Origin of the sequence: Tomitella gaofuii, assembly GCF_014126825.1 — a bacterium.
In the GTDB taxonomy this organism is placed as follows: domain Bacteria; phylum Actinomycetota; class Actinomycetes; order Mycobacteriales; family Mycobacteriaceae; genus Tomitella; species Tomitella gaofuii.
Genome location: NZ_CP059900.1, coordinates 4,277,877 through 4,295,999 on the forward strand (window position 1 = coordinate 4,277,877; position 18,123 = coordinate 4,295,999).

At 70.7% G+C, this 18,123-nt stretch carries 14 protein-coding genes; 3 read left to right on the forward strand and 11 right to left on the reverse strand.

Annotated elements, in window-relative coordinates:
• Window positions 1-28 precede the first annotated feature (28 nt).
• The 7 genes from dnaB to H4F70_RS19825 all read right to left on the reverse strand — a co-directional run bounded on the left by dnaB (window position 29) and on the right by H4F70_RS19825 (window position 8,322).
• The gene (gene dnaB / locus H4F70_RS19795; protein ID WP_182358480.1) at window positions 29-2,677 is read right to left on the reverse strand and encodes a replicative DNA helicase; all 2,649 of its coding nucleotides are present in this window, start codon (window positions 2,675-2,677) and stop codon (window positions 29-31) included.
• A 622-nt stretch (window positions 2,678-3,299) separates the two neighbouring features.
• Window positions 3,300-3,761: a 50S ribosomal protein L9 gene (gene rplI, locus H4F70_RS19800; protein WP_182348396.1), complete on the reverse strand. Its 462-nt coding sequence runs from the start codon at window positions 3,759-3,761 to the stop codon at window positions 3,300-3,302.
• 16 nt (window positions 3,762-3,777) lie between these two features.
• Window positions 3,778-4,032: a 30S ribosomal protein S18 gene (gene rpsR, locus H4F70_RS19805; protein WP_182348395.1), complete on the reverse strand. Its 255-nt coding sequence runs from the start codon at window positions 4,030-4,032 to the stop codon at window positions 3,778-3,780.
• Between the two features lie 113 nt (window positions 4,033-4,145).
• Window positions 4,146-4,676: a single-stranded DNA-binding protein gene (locus tag H4F70_RS19810; RefSeq protein WP_182358481.1), complete on the reverse strand. Its 531-nt coding sequence runs from the start codon at window positions 4,674-4,676 to the stop codon at window positions 4,146-4,148.
• Window positions 4,677-4,879: 203 nt separating this feature from the next.
• Window positions 4,880-5,167, reverse strand: coding sequence for a 30S ribosomal protein S6 (gene rpsF, locus H4F70_RS19815; protein WP_182348393.1), 288 nt, complete (start codon window positions 5,165-5,167; stop codon window positions 4,880-4,882).
• A gap of 162 nt (window positions 5,168-5,329) precedes the next feature.
• Window positions 5,330-6,916 (reverse strand): pyridoxal phosphate-dependent decarboxylase family protein, encoded by a 1,587-nt coding sequence (locus H4F70_RS19820; RefSeq protein ID WP_182358482.1) that lies wholly within the window; start codon window positions 6,914-6,916, stop codon window positions 5,330-5,332.
• Between the two features lie 20 nt (window positions 6,917-6,936).
• Window positions 6,937-8,322 (reverse strand): MFS transporter, encoded by a 1,386-nt coding sequence (locus H4F70_RS19825; RefSeq protein ID WP_182358483.1) that lies wholly within the window; start codon window positions 8,320-8,322, stop codon window positions 6,937-6,939.
• 161 nt (window positions 8,323-8,483) lie between these two features.
• Here H4F70_RS19825 and H4F70_RS19830 point away from each other — a divergent pair, with 161 nt between their 5' ends.
• From H4F70_RS19830 to H4F70_RS20900, 3 genes are all read left to right on the forward strand, one after another.
• Entirely contained in the window at window positions 8,484-9,914 is a 1,431-nt protein-coding gene (locus H4F70_RS19830; protein WP_182358484.1) for a hypothetical protein, read from the forward strand.
• A gap of 220 nt (window positions 9,915-10,134) precedes the next feature.
• Window positions 10,135-10,512 carry a response regulator transcription factor gene (locus H4F70_RS19835; protein WP_235681237.1) on the forward strand — a complete coding sequence of 126 codons (378 nt, stop codon included), beginning with the start codon at window positions 10,135-10,137 and terminating at the stop codon, window positions 10,510-10,512.
• Window positions 10,513-11,101: 589 nt separating this feature from the next.
• On the forward strand, window positions 11,102-11,599 hold the full coding sequence (locus H4F70_RS20900; protein WP_182358486.1) for a helix-turn-helix transcriptional regulator: 498 nt from the start codon (window positions 11,102-11,104) through the stop codon (window positions 11,597-11,599).
• Window positions 11,600-11,674: 75 nt separating this feature from the next.
• On the opposite strand, the gene H4F70_RS19845 is transcribed toward H4F70_RS20900, so the two are convergent.
• The 4 genes from H4F70_RS19845 to H4F70_RS19860 form a co-directional block, all read right to left on the reverse strand.
• Window positions 11,675-12,763 carry an N-acetylmuramoyl-L-alanine amidase family protein gene (locus H4F70_RS19845; protein WP_220471741.1) on the reverse strand — a complete coding sequence of 363 codons (1,089 nt, stop codon included), beginning with the start codon at window positions 12,761-12,763 and terminating at the stop codon, window positions 11,675-11,677.
• Between the two features lie 355 nt (window positions 12,764-13,118).
• Window positions 13,119-13,619 (reverse strand): peptidylprolyl isomerase, encoded by a 501-nt coding sequence (locus H4F70_RS19850; RefSeq protein ID WP_235681239.1) that lies wholly within the window; start codon window positions 13,617-13,619, stop codon window positions 13,119-13,121.
• 303 nt (window positions 13,620-13,922) lie between these two features.
• The gene (locus H4F70_RS19855; RefSeq protein ID WP_220471742.1) at window positions 13,923-15,512 is read right to left on the reverse strand and encodes a glycosyltransferase family 87 protein; all 1,590 of its coding nucleotides are present in this window, start codon (window positions 15,510-15,512) and stop codon (window positions 13,923-13,925) included.
• 113 nt (window positions 15,513-15,625) lie between these two features.
• On the reverse strand, window positions 15,626-18,061 hold the full coding sequence (locus H4F70_RS19860) for a transglycosylase domain-containing protein (RefSeq protein ID WP_182358489.1): 2,436 nt from the start codon (window positions 18,059-18,061) through the stop codon (window positions 15,626-15,628).
• Between the last annotated feature and the right edge of the window lie 62 nt (window positions 18,062-18,123).

Consider the following 18,123-nt stretch of genomic DNA (forward strand, 5'->3'; position numbering starts at 1 on the left):
GAGGACCGCCGGTGGCACACAACGCGTCTCACCCCCGCGCCATGTCAACGAACCTTGACAGGTGCAGTTGGTGCGCCACAGTGACTGTGGCGGTGGGACCGTTGCGGTGCTTGCCCAGGATCAGGTCGGCTTCACCCATGCGCGGGTCGTCCCGCTCGAAGGCGTCGGGCCGGTGCAGCAGGATCACCATGTCGGCATCCTGCTCGAGTGATCCGGATTCACGCAGGTCGGACACCATGGGCTTCTTGTCGGTGCGCTGCTCCGGGCCACGGTTGAGCTGACAGATCGCCACCAGAGGAACCTCGAGCTCCTTGGCGAGGAGCTTGAGGCTGCGCGAGAAGTCCGAGACCTCCTGCTGGCGCGATTCGACCTTCTTGCCCGACGTCATCAGCTGCAGATAGTCGACCACGATCAGCTTGAGATCGTGCTTCTGCTTGAGCCGGCGCGCCTTGGCCCGGATCTCCATCATCGTCATGTTCGGCGAGTCGTCGATGAACAGTGGCGCTTCGGAGATCTCGCTCATGCGGCGCGCCAGACGCGTCCAGTCGTCGTCGGACATCTTGCCCGCGCGCATGTCGCCCAGCTTGACCTTGGCCTCGGCGGAGAGCAGACGCATCACGATCTCCGTCTTGCTCATCTCCAGCGAGAAGATCACACTCGACATTCCGTGCTTGACGGAACAGGACCGCATGAAGTCCATGCCGAGGGTCGAGTTGTGCGTAGGGACCATCGACCGGCCCGCGAGGTAGAGATGGTCCTCGGCCGATACTTCAACGCACCGGACCGGCACCGAGTCGATCGGGCGAACGTCGACGATGAAACGCGAGCCAGATCGAGCGGTGTTCGATGCGTGTCGCCGTTCCTTGTGAGCAATCCGCTTGCGCTCGATACCGAACACCGTGTCGTCGGTCGCGAATGTGAGCGTATAGGCGGTGGACGTGGCTTCGCTCCGGCCACGGACCCGTTTGGTGCTCACCTGGCAGCGGTACCCCAGGCTCACGATCAGCTCGTACACATCGTCGATCAGCCGCTTGTCGACACCCGCGTACTGGACCGAGCCGCCTGCGGTGACGGTGCCGTCGGTGTCGAGCAGGCCCGCAAGCATTGCCCGCCGCTGACGCCACGACCCTCGCAGGTACTGGTTCGGAATGTGCTTGTTGCCCAGTACCCCGAGAGTGCGGAGCTGCGCCTGGACACTGCCGACCGAGTTCCGGCAGCGCTGGCACATCCGCAGGCCGGTGCACGGATCGCCGCACACCGGGCACGTGGGCGACGCTACCGGGCTCGACATGAACCGCGCCTTGCCGCCGCAGGACTGCCCACACGTGCGGACTTCGCTCGTGTGCGGCACGAACGTCTCGCCACACACCACGCACTGGCGCGATTCGGTCGGGGGCTCCGGCGGCAGCGAGATCCGATAACGGTACTTGGCCGACGAGGAACGCGTCGCAACCAGCCCCTCGCCTTCAATGAGCATGGCGATCTCGGGGTCGGCGGTGGTGATGTGCGCGGCGGCCGTGGTGCCGTCACCGAGCCAAGCGCCCAGCGTGTACGGCGGCACGAGCAGGTCCTGGTCGGGCAGCTCCATCGCCTGAGCGTTGACCACTGAATGGTTGATCCGGCTGTCCGCGGTGGGGCATCGGAGAGTGGCCGCGATCTGCTCTGTGGTGCGCACCTCGGCGAACGTGCGCTGGTTCCTGTACCGGTTGTACCCCGCCGCTGCCGCCTGCGCCGACTTCCGCGAAGCACGTGTCTCGGTCAGCCACTGGTGCTCCGCGTCGGCGACGATGACTGTTCCGTCAGAGAACTCCACCTCGAAGCACGGCCTGCCCGCCATCACCTCGGTGGCCGCGACCACCCGCGTCGGCCGGCCGTCGGCGCCGATGAGCTGGTCGCCCACGGCGACCTCACCCATGGTTGTCCACCCGGCGGGCGTGGGAAGCGGCGTGTCGAGCGCCAGCGCCTTGCCCACGCCGGGCCTGGCCGCCACGATGATCATCTGCCCCGGGTGCAGTCCGTTGGTAACCTCGTCGAGCTCCATGAACCCGGTGGGCACGCCCAGCGACAGGCCGCCGCGCGTGGCGATGGAGTCGATCTCGTCCAATGTGGGCTGCAGCAGCTCCTCGAGCGGCAGGTAGTCCTCGGTGGTGCGCCGCTCGGTGACCTCGAAGACCTCCGCCTGGGCGCGGTCCACCACCTCATCCACGTCCTGGCCGTCCGCCCCCGCATACCCGTACTGCACGATCCGGGTGCCGGCCTGCACGAGGCGGCGCAGCACGGCCTTGTCCGCGACGATCTCGGCGTAGTAACCGGCGTTCGCCGCCGTAGGCACCGTGGAGATCAGCGTGTGCAGGTAGGGGGCCCCGCCGATGCGCTTGAGCTCGCCGCGCCGGTCCAGCTCCGCGGACACGGTGACGGCGTCCGCGGGTTCGCCGCGGCCGTACAGGTCGAGGATCGAATCGTAGATGCCCTGGTGCGCCGGCCGGTAGAAGTCCGACGAACGGACGACCTCGAGCACGTCCGCGATTGCGTCCTTGCTCAGCAGCATGCCGCCCAGCACCGACTGCTCCGCCACCATGTCCTGCGGGGGCTGGCGGCCGAAATCCTCGGTGGGAGGCTCCTGCGGCAGCGGCCCGTCCGAGAACCCGGACTGATCACGATCGTCGACCACCGACACGCGCCTCGAGCCTCCCCTCACACGAAGGCCCCAGCGGCCTTCGAACTACATCTACACCGGGCCTGCGACAAGTTCTGATCACGACGCGCCGATGGCCTGAACCGGGCCCCGCGCACACCCGCGGACGGGACGCCCGGAACGACCGTAGGACGTCCGCGCGCAGGTGACAACTACACCTGTGGACGAGCCTGTGGATAAATTGTGAGTAGTCGCCGCAGACCTGTGAAGACATGCCGCCATCCTGTTAACCCCTTGTGGACAAGCTGTGGATGAACCCTTGTAGTTATGCCATTCATGCAGGTAGGGAATGCTGGGCGAACATCACACCCTGTGAATTGTTGGTTCCTCGGCGTGTCGCGCCGACCCGGCATCCGGGCGTGTCGCCGTTGCGGCCGCGTCACGCTTTCCACAAGCTGTCCACAAGCCGCCGTGACGCCCGTCACGGCCCGGAGCGCCAGCGCGCCGACCGGGACGGACGACCACTTCGCCCGCCGTGCACACCGCGCCCGCAGCAGTGAACTGGTACCAGTTCCAGTGCGGCGCGAGAACGCCGCCGATCCCCGCGCCGAAAGTCGGTGCGGGGGTCGGCGGCGATGCGCGATCTATGCGCGCCGGGGCCGGATCAGGCCGCGGCGCCGGTGACCGTCAGCGTGAACACGGCGGTGACGCCCGCGTGCAGCTTGACGGACACCTCGTACTTGCCGACGCTCTTGATGTGCGTCTTCGGCAGCACCAGGGTGCGCTTGTCGATGTTCGGGCCGCCCGCGGCCAGCAGGGCACCCGCCACGTCGCCGGCGGTGACGGAGCCGAACAGCTTCTCGCCGTCCGAGGCCGTACGCGCCTGCAGCTCCACGGCATCCAGGCCCTCGATGGCGCCCTTCAGCTCGTTCGCGTGGTCGATGTCGCGCACGCGCTTGGACTCCTGCGTGCGGCGGATGCCCTCCACCTGCTTGAGAGCGCCGCGCGTGGCCACGATGGCCAGCCCGCGGGGCAGCAGGTAGTTGCGGCCGTAGCCGTCCCTGACCTCGACCGAATCTCCAGCAACACCGACGTTCTCGACATCAGCGGTGAGGATCAGCTTCATCGGTAAATCCCCTTCCTCAACGAGCCGTCGGCGTGTAAGGCAGCAGGGCCACCTCACGCGAATTCTTGACGGCAACGGCTACGTCCCGCTGATGCTGGACGCAATTGCCGGTCACCCGGCGGGCACGGATCTTGCCTCGATCACTGATGAACCGGCGCAGCAGCGCGGAGTCCTTGTAATCGATCACCGTGTTGTTCTCTTTGCAAAACGCACAGGCCTTGGTCTTCTGCGCCTTGGTGGCCTGCGCCTTGCGCTCTCGCGCCTTGGCCATGGTCCTTCTCCGTAGTCTGGGTTCTCACGGGGCTCTGCCGCCCCGCTGCGCTCACCCGGTTCCGACGGGCGCGGCCCGGCCCCACCGGTGCGGCGGGAGCCCGGCTGCGCGGGTCAGAACGGGGGCTCGTCGTCCGAAGCGCCGCCGAACGAGCCCGACGCCTGCGGGGCGCTGCCCCACGGATCGTCGCCGCCCGACCGGCCGCCGCCTGAGGGTGCGCCACCGCCGCCGGCGTAACCGCCGCCGCCACCACCGAACCCGCCGCCGCCACCGCCGCCGCGGCTGACCTTCTCGACCTTGGCGGTCGCGTAGCGGAGGGACGGCCCGATCTCGTCGACGTCGAGCTCGACGACGGTGCGCTTCTCGCCCTCACGGGTTTCGAAGGACCGCTGCTTGAGCCTGCCCTGCACGACCACGCGGGCGCCCTTGGTGAGGGACTCGGCCACGTTCTCCGCCGCCTGCCGCCAGATGCTGCAGCGCAGGAACAGGGCCTCGCCGTCCTCCCACTGGTTCGTCTGCTGGTTGAACCGGCGGGGCGTGCTCGCCACGGTGAACCCGGCCACCGCGGCCCCGGACGGGGTGAAGCGGAGCTCGGGGTCTGCGGTCAGATTGCCGACCACGGTGATGACGGTCTCGCCTGCCATGTGTCCTCCTCGTGCGGTCGGCCCCGACGACGGGGCCGCGGGTTGACGCGAATGCTCGGGCATTCACCGGCCGGGCGTGCCGCGCGGATTCCGGCCGTGCTCTCCGTCATCGGAACAGTCGTGCCGGAACGGCCCTTTCGCAGCGGCCGGTGGTCGGATCGGATGGTGCTCGGATCGATGGGTGGTTGCCGTGACGCGGACGCTCAGGCGCTGCGGCGCAGCACCTTGGTACGCAGAACCGACTCGTTCAGACCCAGCTGGCGGTCGAACTCCTTGACCGTGGCGGACTCGGCGGTCATGTCGACCACCACGTAGATGCCTTCGGTCTTCTTGTCGATCTCGTAGGCAAGACGGCGCTTGCCCCAGACGTCCAGGTTGTCGACCTTGCCGCCGGCCTCACGGACGACGTTCAGCAGCGTCTCCATGGACGGGGTAACGGTGCGCTCGTCCAGACTCGGATCGAGGATGATCATCATTTCGTACTGACGCACGGGACCTCATCACCTCCTATGGGCTTGAGTAACGGCCACGGCGTGTCCGTGGCAGGAGGGTCGTTGCGTCAAGCAACCCCGTCAAGCTACCAGACGGGGTGCTGACCTGCGATGTCGGCCCGTACCGGCACAGGGGGCCATGGCCGTGGCTCGCGGGCGGCCTCACCGCGGCGGCGTCAGCTGCCGGCTGAGTACCGCGGTGAGCAGGCGCTCGGCGAGCGGCGCGGGGATGGCGTCCACCAGCGCGTGCACCGGCGCCATGCGCGCGGGCAGTCCGGCGGGGCCGCCGTCGCCCACACCCGCCAGCCGCAGCAGGCCCTCCACCTGTTCCTCGGTGAGCTCGGCGGGTTCGATGGTGCGCGCCATCTCCACCAGGCGCGCGTCGGGCTCGACCCGGCCGTGCACGCGGGCCGCATCGGCCGCCTCCCGCAGGGCGGCCAGCAGCTCGTCGATCCGCCCGGCGGCGGCACCGGTGATGGAGGCGTGCGCCGTCATCGGCACCCGCCGGGCACGCAGGGCCGTGCCCATCGACGGCTGCACCTGCAGGTACCACCCGCGCTGCGCGAGCTCGTCCACCACGACGCGCACGTCCGGGTCGTCGGGCCCGGCGTCGTCGGCGAACGCCACGAGCGTCGAGTCGACGGCCCCGACGGTGTGCAACCCCGCGATTCCGGGGGATCCGCCGGCGCCGTCGATCCCGGCCGCGAACCGACGGGCTGCACCGTGCGCCGACCTGGCCAGGGATCGGAACCCCGGCAGACCGTCGCCCGGGACACGGTCCTCGATGCCCAGGAGTTTCTGCACCGCCCAGGCCGACGCCATCGGCCCCACCGGACGGCTCGACTGCAGCGTCGGGTTGACCAGGGGATACCCCGCCCAGCCGGCCAGAGTGAACCAGTGCAGCCGCCTCAGCTCGGCGTTCCGGTGCAGCAGCACGGAGACCCCCTTGGGCACATAGCCGTACTTGTGCAGGTCCACGGCCACCGACGTCACCCCCGGAACGTCGAATGCGAATGGCGGCGGGTCGTCGAGGAACGGCAGAATCCACCCTCCGATGCACGCGTCCACGTGGCACGGCACGTCCCACTGCGCGGCGGCCGCCGCGATGGGCTCCACCGGGTCCACCACCCCGTACGCGTAGGACGGCGCGGAGACGACGACGAGTGCGGTACGCGGGCCGATGGCGGCCGCCATCTGCTCCGGATCCGCCCGCAGCGTGTCCGGATCCACCGGCACCGTCTGCACCTTGAGGCCGAACAGGTGCGCGGCCTTGAAGAAGGCGGCGTGCGCCGTCGCCGGCACCACGATGCGCGGATTGCCGGTGCTGCGCCGACGCCGCCACAGCTCACGCGCACCGAGCACCGCCAGCAGGCACGACTCGGTGCCGCCGCTGGTGACGGTGCCGACCGTCGCGTCGTCCCCGCCGAGCTGTCCGGCGACGATGGACACCAGGTCGTTCTCGATGCGGGCCACCGACGGGAACTGCGTGGGGTCCAGGCCGTTGACGTGCGCCAGCAACTCGTAGGCGCGCAGCGCCACCGCGTCGACCTCGCCGAGCCCCGAGTCGAACACATACGCCGTGGTGGTGCCGCCACGGGTGGGCAGGTCGTCCCGCTGCAGGTCCGCGAGGTCCGCCAGCACCCGGCGCGCCCGGGCGCCCAGCGGCGCGTCGGCCGCGGAACCCTCGCCGGCCGCGGAGCCCCCGACCTGCCGACCCGCCGGACCCTCTACTCGTGTGTCCGGATCCATCCGACATCACCCGCCTCGTCTTACCCGCTGCCCCCTCCAGCATGCCCCGTCCGGCCGTGTTCCGGGGGCCGATGCGCCAGTACGAACACGATGCTCAGCAGGGCGCACGCCGCGGGCACCAGGGACATCGACCAGGTGATCGCGTGCAGCGCGGACGGCGGCTGGGCCACGGTCTCGTCGCCGGAGCCGGAGACGTATCCGCTGAGCCCCAGCACCACGGACACGACGACGAACGGACCGAGCGCCAGGCCCACCGTCTCGCCCGCCGTCCACACGCCGGTGAGGATCCCCGCGCGTGACGCGCCGGTGGCGCGCGCGTCGTCGGCCAGCGTGTCCGGCAGCATGGCCAGCGGGAACATCTGCGTGCCCGCATACCCGACGCCGACCACGGCCACCAGCGCATACACGCCCAGGGGCGGCAGCGATCCGCCCGCCGTCAGGCCCAGCGCCCCCGCGGCGAACACCAGCGTCGCCAGCACGTACCCCGGCCGTTTGCCCACCAGCCCCGCGACCCGGTGCCACAGCGGCATCGTCACCAGCGCGGGCCCCACCAGGCATGCGAAGAGCACCGAGGTGAGGCCCTCGTCGCCCAGGTGGTACTGCGCGAAGTACGGGGCCGCCGCGAGCATCGCGCCCGAGGCCACCGCCTGCAGCACGAACGCCGCGAGCAGCGCGACGAACGGCCTGTTGCCCGCGGCGGCGCGCAGCTGGGACCGGACGGTGCCGGTGACCTCGCCGACCCGCACCGTGCGGATGCCGCGCGTGCCGCGCCACGCGGCCACCATGCCCGCGGCGATCCCGCACCCCAGCACGACGCCCATCAGCGCGTACCCGCCACGCCCCTCGCCGCCCGCGGACACCAGGATCGGCGCGGCGACACCGAACAGCAGGATTCCGACGGTGAGCATGGCGATCCGCCAGGCCGTGATCGTGGTGCGCTCGGCCGGGTCCGCGGTCATCTCGGTGGGCATGGTCACGTAGGGAACCTGGAAGACGCCGTATCCGGTGGCCGCGAGCAGGAAGAACACGACCACCCAGCCGGCCGCCGCGCCGCCCGACAGCGCGCCGGGGGTGAGGAAGGTGAGCGCGAACGCCACCGGCAATGCCGCCGCACCGGCGAGAAGCCACGGCCGGCGGTCGCCGCGGGCCATGAGCGTGCGGTCGGTCATCCGGCCGATGGCGGGCGCGATGAGGACGTCCCACAGCTTGGGCAGCAACACCACCGCCCCGGCCAGGCCCGCGGCGACCGCCAGGGTGTCCGTCAGGTAGTAGGCCAGCAGGAGGCCCGGCACCACGCCGAATCCGCCCGTCCCCAGCGAGCCGAGGGCGTAGCCGACGGTCTGGCGGCGCGTGAGATTCCGGCCCGCGGGCCGCGTGTCCGGGCGCCCGGCCTCCGCGTCGGTCACATCCCGCCTCCGCCCTCACCCACCGTCGCAGCCGCGATCAGACGCTGCCGCGCCGCACGCTGTCGTCCTGGTCCGCAGCGTATCGACGCGGGGCCGTCCGCGCGCCCGATTCACCGGGCGCGCACCGTCGCGCCCGCGCGTTCTTCCCTACGCTGGCCCCCATGCGCCTGCCCGCCCGGACGACCACCGTCGTCGTCCTCGCCTCCCTGGTCACCCTGGTGCTGGGGTACGTCAACAAGGCGCGCTGCGCAGGGCCGCCGTTCTCGAACCTGGGACGCAGCCTCAAGTTCGAGGCGCTCAAGAACGTCGACGTGTGCTACTCGGACATCCAGTACCTGTGGATCGGCCGCGACATCGACAACCACGTCTTCCCCTTCCTGCACGGCGGCATCACCGCGTCGGGGAGCCTGTTCGGCGGCACCGTCGAGTATCCGGTGCTCAGCGGGCTGCTCATGTGGCTGGGCGGTATCGGCTCGCACACCGACGCCGCGTTCCTGCTCCACAGCGCCATCATCATGGCGCCGTTCGGGTTGCTCACCGCGTGGCTGCTCGGCCGGATCGCCGGGTGGCGGGCCCTGTGGTGGTCGCTGAGTCCGGCGCTGGTGCTGTTCGCCTTCCACAACTGGGATCTGCCCGCGGTCGCCACCACGGTCGCCGCCGCCTTCGTCATGCTGCGGGGCCCCGGCACGCTGCGGACCCGGGGGATGATCGCCGCGGCGCTGCTCGCGGTGGGCGCCTGCCTCAAGCTCTACCCGGGGCTGTTCGTGCTGCCCGTCGCGCTGGCCGTCCTGTGGGGCCCCGTCGCGCGGCACGCCGGCCCCGCACCCGACGGCCCCGCACCCGACGGCCCCGAGCCCGGCGAGCACGTCGCAGGGACGCCGGACCGGCCATGGCGATCCGGTGCGCTCGACGTGCGCGGCGCGCTCGCCACCGTCGGCGTGGCCGCCGCGGTCGCCGTCGCGATCAACCTGCCGTTCGCCGTCCTCGGCTTCCGCGGCTGGCTGGCGTCGTTCGCCTTCCAAAGCAAGCGCACGGCGGACATCACCACGAACTCCCTCTGGTACTGGGGCCTGCGTCCGCTCATCGGAGACGAGGGCACCTACAACGCCGTCGTCTCCGTCGCCTCGCCCGTGCTGGTCGTCGCGTCGTTCGCACTGGCGCTGTGGATCGGCGTACGGATCGCCCGCCGCACGGGCACGTATCCCTGGCTGCAGGTCTCGGCGGCGATGCTGTGCGGGTTCCTGCTGCTGCACAAGGTGCACTCGCCGCAATACGTGCTGTGGCTGCTCCCGTTCTTCGTGCTGCTGCGCGTGCCGTGGCCGCTGGTCGCCGGGTATCTGACGGCCAACACGGCGCTCGGCATCGGCCTGTTCCGCTACTACGCGGCGCTGGGCACCGATCCGGATGCCGCGCGCCGATGGGAGTACGCGGTGTGGTTCGGCGTGTGGGGGCAGGTCGCGATCCTCGCCGTCCTCTTCGCCGTGTTCCTGCGGTCGGCCCCGGCACGCGCAGGCACGTCGCGATCGTTCCGCTTCCCGGCGCGCCGCACACGGTTCCCCGAAGCACCAGACAATAGAACAACCGTTTCATAGAACGCACGTTCCAGATTCTCTTATCGCGGGAGTCGGCATCCCCGCGTGCATCCGGCGTCCCGCCATTCACTCCGGCACCGGACGACCGGTTGTGAAACGAATTCAGCTCAGTGACCGATCACACCATCAGTGACCGGCGACGGCGGTCCGGAACCGAACCCGGTCCGCCGTGCGGCGTGGCATGGATGCCCGCCGGCGAGAGCACCCTGGGGAGGATCTAGTGCGCACACCGGAACGCGGCCGGCACACGCCGTCCGACGGCACCGAACCCGACGCCCCGCGGGCGCGGGGGGGCGGGACCGCCGCCACCGGACGGGGACCGGCCACGATCCTCCGGCCCGACGCACCCCCCGCACAATCGCGCGCCTACGTGCGGCCCACCCTCTCGCACCGCGAGATCGAGGTGCTGCGCTGCTGGCTGCTCTCCGATTCCAAGACCGAGGTCAGCGGCAAGCTGCACGTGGCGCCCGGCACCATCAAGTCGCACCTGCACCGCATCCGCGGCAAGTACGAGGCGGTCGGCCGCAATGCCGGCACCAAGGCCTCGCTCGTGGCACGCGCACTCCAGGACGGGATCCTCACCCTCGAAGAGCTGTAACCGAGTCGTGACCTGCGGCGCGGACGCCACAGTGATGCACATTATGAATTGCATTGATGTCATTCGCATAACGGCAGGCAGAAGGACTTTCGATCCGCACTTCGTCAATGCTCCGGCCATACCTTTCCGGCGCACTGTGAACAACGGTTTGATTGCGACCGGACAAGCGCGGCCGCATCGCAGAAAAGTTGTCGGGGCCCGTCACTAACCTCGATCACGACAGCAATTATTCGGCACAGAATCACCTCCGCGAACGGGTTCGCCCGGGGAGGTGCAGGTCCGCAGAACAATGCGTCCGTAACCCCTGCCTCTGTGATCCGTCCGCCCGCAGCGCCGGACGTCCGACGGACGACGGCCACAGCGCCCGGCGGCTGCCGCACCGCGCGCAGTCGGCAGTACGGCAGGGGACGGCATCGCACCGGCCACGGGATGCATGTTCGCGGTGCGACCGGCGGGACACGGCCGTCCCGTCCACGAAGGGAGTTGAGGAGCGTTGGCACACGACACGCCCTCGAACGACGACCGGACCGACCACGAGGCGCATTCCGATTCCGCGAGCACCGCCGGGTCGGGTCGTCGCGTCCCTCCCATGCGATCCGACCCGACGGGGCGTCCCGACCTCCCCAGCGGCGCGCGGCCGCGCCCCCGGCCCCAACCCGGCCGCGGCATACCCCGCCCCACCGGCCACCGCGGCCAGGGAGGCGCCCGCCCGCAGGCCCCGCGCAGTCCGCAGACGCAGAGACCGCCCGATCAGGGTCCGCGCTCACACGACCCCCGAGACCACAAGGCGGGCGGCCCCCGCCCGAGCCCATCCGCCGCGGGTGCACCGGGCCAGGCTGGACGTCCCGACCCGGCGCTGCCCAAGCCCAGCCTGTCGGCGCGCGAGGTGGAGGTGCTGCTGTCCTGGTTCCAGTCGGAGTCCAAGGCCGCGGTGTCGGAGAAGCTCGGCCTGGCCCCCGGCACCGTCTCCACGTACTTGTCCCGCATCCGGGTGAAGTACGAGCTGGTGGGGCGCACGGCCAACTCCAAGGCGGCGCTCGTCGCGCGAGCGGTGCAGGACGGCCTGGTCACGCTCGACGAACTCTGACGCCCGCGACGGGGGCCGCACCGATGCGCTGCCCCCGTCGCGGGCGTCAGGTCGCCGTCCGTGCGGCGCCGCCGGTCAGGCGGTCCCCGCCTCGGCCAGCAACGGCCCCGCCAGGTCCGTCGCCGTACCCAGGATCCCCTCGACCTTCGCGATGTTGCCGTCGTTGATGAGGGCCAGCAGCGAGTCGATGCCATTGACGGAGATCAGCTGCTCGAACAGGTCCATGACATCGTCGACGCGGTCCAGAACGCCGTCGAGCAGGCCGCCGCCCGCACCGGCGCCACTGTCACCGGCCGCCGCGCCGCCGGTGGCACCGCCCCCGGAATCGGGGGATCCGCCCCCCGACTCCTCCGCCACCGCGTCCTCCGCGGCCGCACCCGCCGCGCCACCGCCGGCCAGGTAGGTCGCGATGCCGACGGCGATGGCCTTGGCGTGCTTCGCCTGCCCGTCGGCGCTCTCGAGGACCTTCGCGTCACCGGGATTCGAACCGTTGCCCATCTCCACGAACACCAACGGCACCTCGGTGAGCGCGGGGCCGGCGACGTCACCGCGCTCGTTCAGCCCGTCCTGGCCCAGGTAGTTCGACGGCGTGAACCCGCTGTCCTTGTACACGTCGCGCATGATTTTCGACGCCGCGCGCCCGCCGCCGGCCTGCGCCTTCTCCGCCTCGGCGTCCGTGATCCCGTCGAGCTTCGGGATGATCATGTGGAATCCGTGGTTCGCGGTGTCCGTCCCCACCGAGGTGGAATCGGCGTGGATGCTCACGGCCACATCCGCGCCCGACTCGTTGGCCTTGTCCGCGCGGTCGGTGATGCAGCCGCCCCAGCCGGTGGCACCGCGGCTCATGACCACATCCGCACCCAGCTGCTGCAGGGCGCCCTTGACGATCTCCGCCACGTTGTAGGTGATCTCGTACTCGGGGGTGCCTCCCAGCGCGGTCATGCCGGACGTCTGGCAGTTCTTGGTGCCGCCGTACCCGTCGTCGACCTGCTTGGACATGTCGTGGCCCGCCGCCGATTGCTGGTGGCCCGGGTCGAGGAACACGGTTTTGCCGGCCAAGGCGTCGGCGGACACGTCGTCGGCGGCCGCACTCGTGGCCGGCACGACGAAGGCCGCCGCGGTGACGCCCGCCAGCAGAAGCGAAGCGAAAGCAGATCGTTTCATCGTCGGTTGACGCGCGCGCGGGCGACGCGTCGTCCTCCTCCCTCAGGGGCGTCCGGACCCGCCACCGCGGCGTCGGCGCTGCGCCCTGGCCCCGCGGCCGTTCGAGTCCTCTCGGTGAGCATCGGCGTCAGCGGCCGCAGGAGCGTCGATCACGACAGCATCACGCATCACATGTGCTGCAACAATCATAGGAGCCTCAGCAACCACATCAGCCTCAACGTGCACAAGTGAACCAGATACCGCGTGTCAATGCGAGGGGCCGGGTGGAATCGGTGATAAAGAAACCCGCCGCGGGCAACACGTCCCCACGTCGGGGATCGGTCCGCTCGCGGCGGGTGCGACGCGCGCTGGTCGCTCAGCCGACGGTCGCGTCGGTGATCTGGACCTCCATGGTGGGGGCCGTCATGCCGCCCGGGCCCGGCTTGGTGCCGGCGGCGGCGACCTTGTCGAGAACTTCCAGCCCGGCCTCGTCGATGGTGCCGAACACGGTGTACTCGGGCGGCAGCGGCGAGTCCTTGTACACCAGGAAGAACTGGCTGCCGCCGGAGTGCGCCCGGCCGGTGTTCGCCATCGCGATGGATCCGCGCGGGTAGACGACGGTGCCGGGGCCCATGCCCTCGGCCGGCGCGAGGTTCTGCGGGAACTCGTCGGGAATGGTGTAGCCGGGTCCGCCGCGGCCGGTGCCCGTCGGATCACCGCACTGCAGCACGTAGATGCCCTGGTCGGTGAGCCGGTGGCACGGGGTGTCGTCGAAGTAGTCCTGCTGGGCCAGCGACACCATGCTCTCGACCGTGCACGGCGCCTGCGCGCGGTCGAGCGTGAGCCCGATGGTTCCGACCGACGTGGCCAGGGTCACGGGCACAGTGCCGGTGGTCGGCGGGTTCGAGTCCTCCGGCGGGTGCACGTTGCGCGCAGCGGCCTGCGGCGACGCGGTGAAGTCGCACAGCCCTGCCGCCGTCGTGGGCGGCGGTCGGGGTCGTCGGCCGACGCACCGGCGGCGCCGGTGGCGGTCGTGGCGGCGGCCGCGTCGGAAGAACCGTCGCTGCTGCCGCAGCCGGCCAGCACCAGGCCGGCGGCGGACACGGCGACGGCGATGCGGGAGATCGATGTCCATCGTCCTGAAGTCACCAGCGCAGGATATGCCACCGATCCGGCGTCGTCACCGACGCGCGAGGCGTGCCACCGGCCTCCTGCGCGGACGCGGCGGCGCGCCCGACCGCGCCACGGCCCCGCGGATCAACGTTCTGCGCGGCGCATCCGGCGCCCCGTCGAGCACGCCGCCCGCCGGGTCGTCGACCGGCGGAGCACCGCATGCCCGCCCTGCCCGGTCCAGGGGCCCCGCCCGCACCAGGTCCTCGCCGGGCCGGTAGATCTGCCGGATCACCAGCGCGCACAGCCCCACCACCGCGATATCCCGCACCAGGACTGTGGCCGTGAACCACTGCTCCGGCAGGCCCTTGTTGGACACACCCAGGTAGAACATCATCCGCGGCACCCACACCAGGGCGTCGACGGTCATCCATGCGAGCAGGATCCTGCGGTGCGGCAACGCGAGCACCGCGAGCGGCACCAGCCACAGCGAGTACTGCGGGCTCCACACCTTGTTGGTGAGCAGGAACGCCGCCACCACCAGGAAGCACAGCTGCGCGACACGGGGGCGGCGGCGCGCGGTGAGTCCGATCGCGGCTATACCCACGCACGCGGCGGCGAACAACCCCATCGTCACCATATTGAGCGTCGACGGCGTCTCCCCCGGCGCGAGCGGGCCGTCGAATCCGGTCCACCCGGTGAACGAGGCGATGACGTTGTAGATCGAATCGGGGTCCATGGGGCGCGACCGGTTGAGCTGGAAGAACTCCGCCCAGCCGTCGGGGTAGAGCACCGCGATGGGCAGGTTGACCGCCGCCCAGGCGACGGCGGCGCCGGCGGCCGCCTTCCACCACGCGCGCATCCGCCCGGACCGGAAGCACAACACCAGCAGCGGCCCCAGCAGCAGCGCCGGATACATCTTGGCCGCCGCGCCGAGGCCCAGCAGCACACCCGCGAGCACCGGCCTGCGCCTTGCCCACGCCAGCAGCCCCCCCATGGCGAACGCGGTGGCCAGCGCGTCGAAGTTGGTGAAGGCGTGCACCAGCACGAGCGGGCTCAGCGCGATGAGCGCCGCGTCCCACGGGCGCCGGCGGCCCGTCAACGACGCGCTGGCCCACACGGTGATCAGCCACGCCAGGGCGAGCCCCGCGGCGACCACGTTGAAGTAGATGACCACCTCGAGCGCACCCGGCAGCATGCCTGCCTCGGCACCCGCATGCCACGCCTTGGCTATGCGCATAGACGCGTACTGGTAGAGCCCGGAGAGCACCGGATACTCCATGTGCCGGATCACCGGCTGTCCGTCGGGTCCCACGGAGCCGTCGGTCCACGACGACTTGTATGGGAACTCGCCCTGCGCGAGCTTCTCGATGCCGTAGAGCGGAATCGTGTCGGAGTAGCACATGGCCACGTACTGGCGGCTGCCCCGCCAGTCGAGGGTCTGGGCGCCGTCGGGCCCGCCCGGGTACTGCTGGATGCACGGGGCCTTGCCCAGCCACGACAGCGCCAGGACCGCCACCGACAGTGCCAGGAGCACCCGCAGCGGCGTGAAGAAGCGCTGCCGCCCGATGTCCGCATGCGCGCCCACCGGACCGCCGACCAGGGTGGAGAGCCCTGCGGTCAGCGTGTCCGTCCGCGACGGGAGGTCGCGGACGGACACTCCGGGCGGAGGGGGCGCGCCGCCCGCGGCCTGCGGCGGACCGTCGGCCGGCGACGCAGGATCCCCCGGGGGAGTCGCAGACTCCCCCGGGGGATCAGACGCGCCTGTGCGGGTCACGCACCACCGACGCCCGCCGGTTGCACTGCGTAGCCGTAGTCCGTGCCGCCGCGACCGCCGGCCGCGGCTCCGGTCTGCCCGTCGGCGCCGTCCGTCGGGCCGGACACACCGTCGCCTCCGGTGCCGCCGTCACCGGCGCCTGCGCCGCCACCGTTGCCGTTGCCGTTGCCGTTGCCGTTGCCGTTGCCACCGTTACCGTCGCCGCTGGCACCGCCGTCGCCGGTCCCACCGTCATTGCCGGTACCTCCGCCCGGTCCCTGCTGGTTGTCGCCGCGGCTCGGCGGGACGATCACCGGCACCGGGACGCCCATGATCTCCGTCTGCGAGATCTCCGGCAGCTGCAGGTCCGGGAGCCTGCCTTCGCCGGGCGACGTCGTCGGCGCCGGGCCCTCCGTCGTCGTCGGCGCCGAGCCGGTGGTCGTGGTGGGCGACTCGTGGGTCCACTTCGGCACCCCGGCGACGCCGCTGATCGACGCAGGCGTGGGGAAGGTCTCGAAGTCGGTGCCCTTGAGCGCCCCGTCCATCGCGTCCTTCCAGATGTCCGAGGGCAGGCCCGAGCCGTAGATCGTGTTGCCCGCATAGTTGGTGAGCGGCTTGCCGCTGGTGATGTCGCCGACCCACACCGCCGTGCTCAACGACGGGGTGAACCCGATCATCCAGGCGTCCTTGTTGGCGCCGGTGTCGCCCAGCTGCGTGGTGCCCGTCTTGGCCGCGGAGTCGCGCCCTCCGGCGAGGCTGTGCCCGCGCGAGTACGCGGCGATCGGCTCCATCGCCGCGGTCACATTGTCCGCCACGGCGGCGGACATGGCGCGCTCGCCGTCGCCCGGTTCGCGGTCCAGCAGCACGTTGCCGTCGGACGTGACGACCTTGGAGACGAAGAACGGGTCGTGGTGGATGCCCGACGCGGCGAACGTGCCGTACGCCGAGGCCATGTCGATCGGCCGCGACAGGTACTCGCCCAGGATGATGCCGTTCGAGACGTTGCCGTCGTCGTTCTGCAGGCTCGTGCCCTCCACACCCGGGATCTGCTTGGGGATGCCGGCCTTGTGCGCCATGTCCGCCACCGACTCGGCGCCGTGATCCAGCGACAGTTCCATGCGGTAGAAGCTGGTGTTGAGCGACATCTTCAGCGCCTGCGCGATGGTGCAGGTGCCGCAGGACTCGCCGCCGACGTTGCCGATGTCGATGCCGTTGACCGTCAACGGGGAGCTGTCGAAGGTGGTCGCCAGCGAGCGCCCCTCGTCGAGCAGCGCCGCCAGCCCGAACACCTTGAAGGTGGAGCCGGTCTGCAGCGGGGCGTTCGCGAAGTCGTACCCGGTGCCGCTGGGTCCGCCGTAGTACCCGCGGACGGCGCCCGTGCGCGGGTCCACCGACACCACGGCCGTCCGCAGGGTGTCCGGCTCGCCTTCCAAGTTGGAGGTGGCCGCGTCCACCACGGATTTCTGCACCTGCGGGTCGATGGTGGTGGTGATCTTGAGGCCGCCGGTGTTGATCTCCTGCTCGCTGATCCCGGCGTCCTTGAGCTCCTGGATCACCTGCGTCTTGATCAGGCCGTTGGGCCCCTCGAGCCGGTTCTCCTGTTCCTGGCTCGCGCCCTGCTCCAGCACCGTGGGGAAGGTGAGGGACGCACGCTGGGCGGGATCGAGCGCACCGATCTCCACCATCCCGTCGAGCACGTAGTTCCAGCGCGCGTGCGCCATGTCCGGGTTGACGGCCGGATCCAGCGCCGAAGGGCTGCGGATGACCTCTGCCAGCACCGCGCCCTGCGCGACGTCGAGCTGCTCGACGGGCACCCCGAAGTACGCCTCCGACGCCGCCTCGATGCCGTACGCGCCGCGGCCGAAGTAGATCGTGTTCAGGTACGCCTCGAGGATCTGGTCCTTGGACCAGTTGCGGGTCATCTTGGCGGAGATGACCAACTCCTTCATCTTGCGCCACACCGTGCGCTCCGAACCGACCAGCGCATTCTTCACGTACTGCTGGGTGATGGTGGAGCCGCCGCCGGCGTTGTCCCGGCCCAGCACGTTGTCGCGGGCCGCGCGCAGATACCCGGACACGGAGAAGCCGGGGTTGGAGTAGAAGTTGCGGTCCTCGGCGGCGATCACGGCGTTGCGCACGTGCGGTGGAACCTGGTCGAGGTCGACGTCCTTGCGGTTGGCGCCCATCTCCGCGAGCACGGTGGTCCCGTCGTCGGCCACGATGGTGGCCGTCTGCGGGGCCCGGATGGAACCCGGCTGGGGTATGTCGGCCTGCCAGTAGTACACGCCCCCGGCGGCAGCCCCGCCGACGATGAGCACCAGCAGCACGATCAGCCCGTACTTGACCGTCTTCCCGAAGATCCGCAGCGCCTTGCGCCCGCCGGTGGGCGCGGGGTCGCGCGGGTCACGGCCGTCGGGCGTGTCGTCGTGGGGCTCGGATGACCCCGGTGGCATGTAGACCAATGCGTCTCCAGATCGTTGCGGGCCCGCGGCGGGTACTCGGGTGATTGTTCACT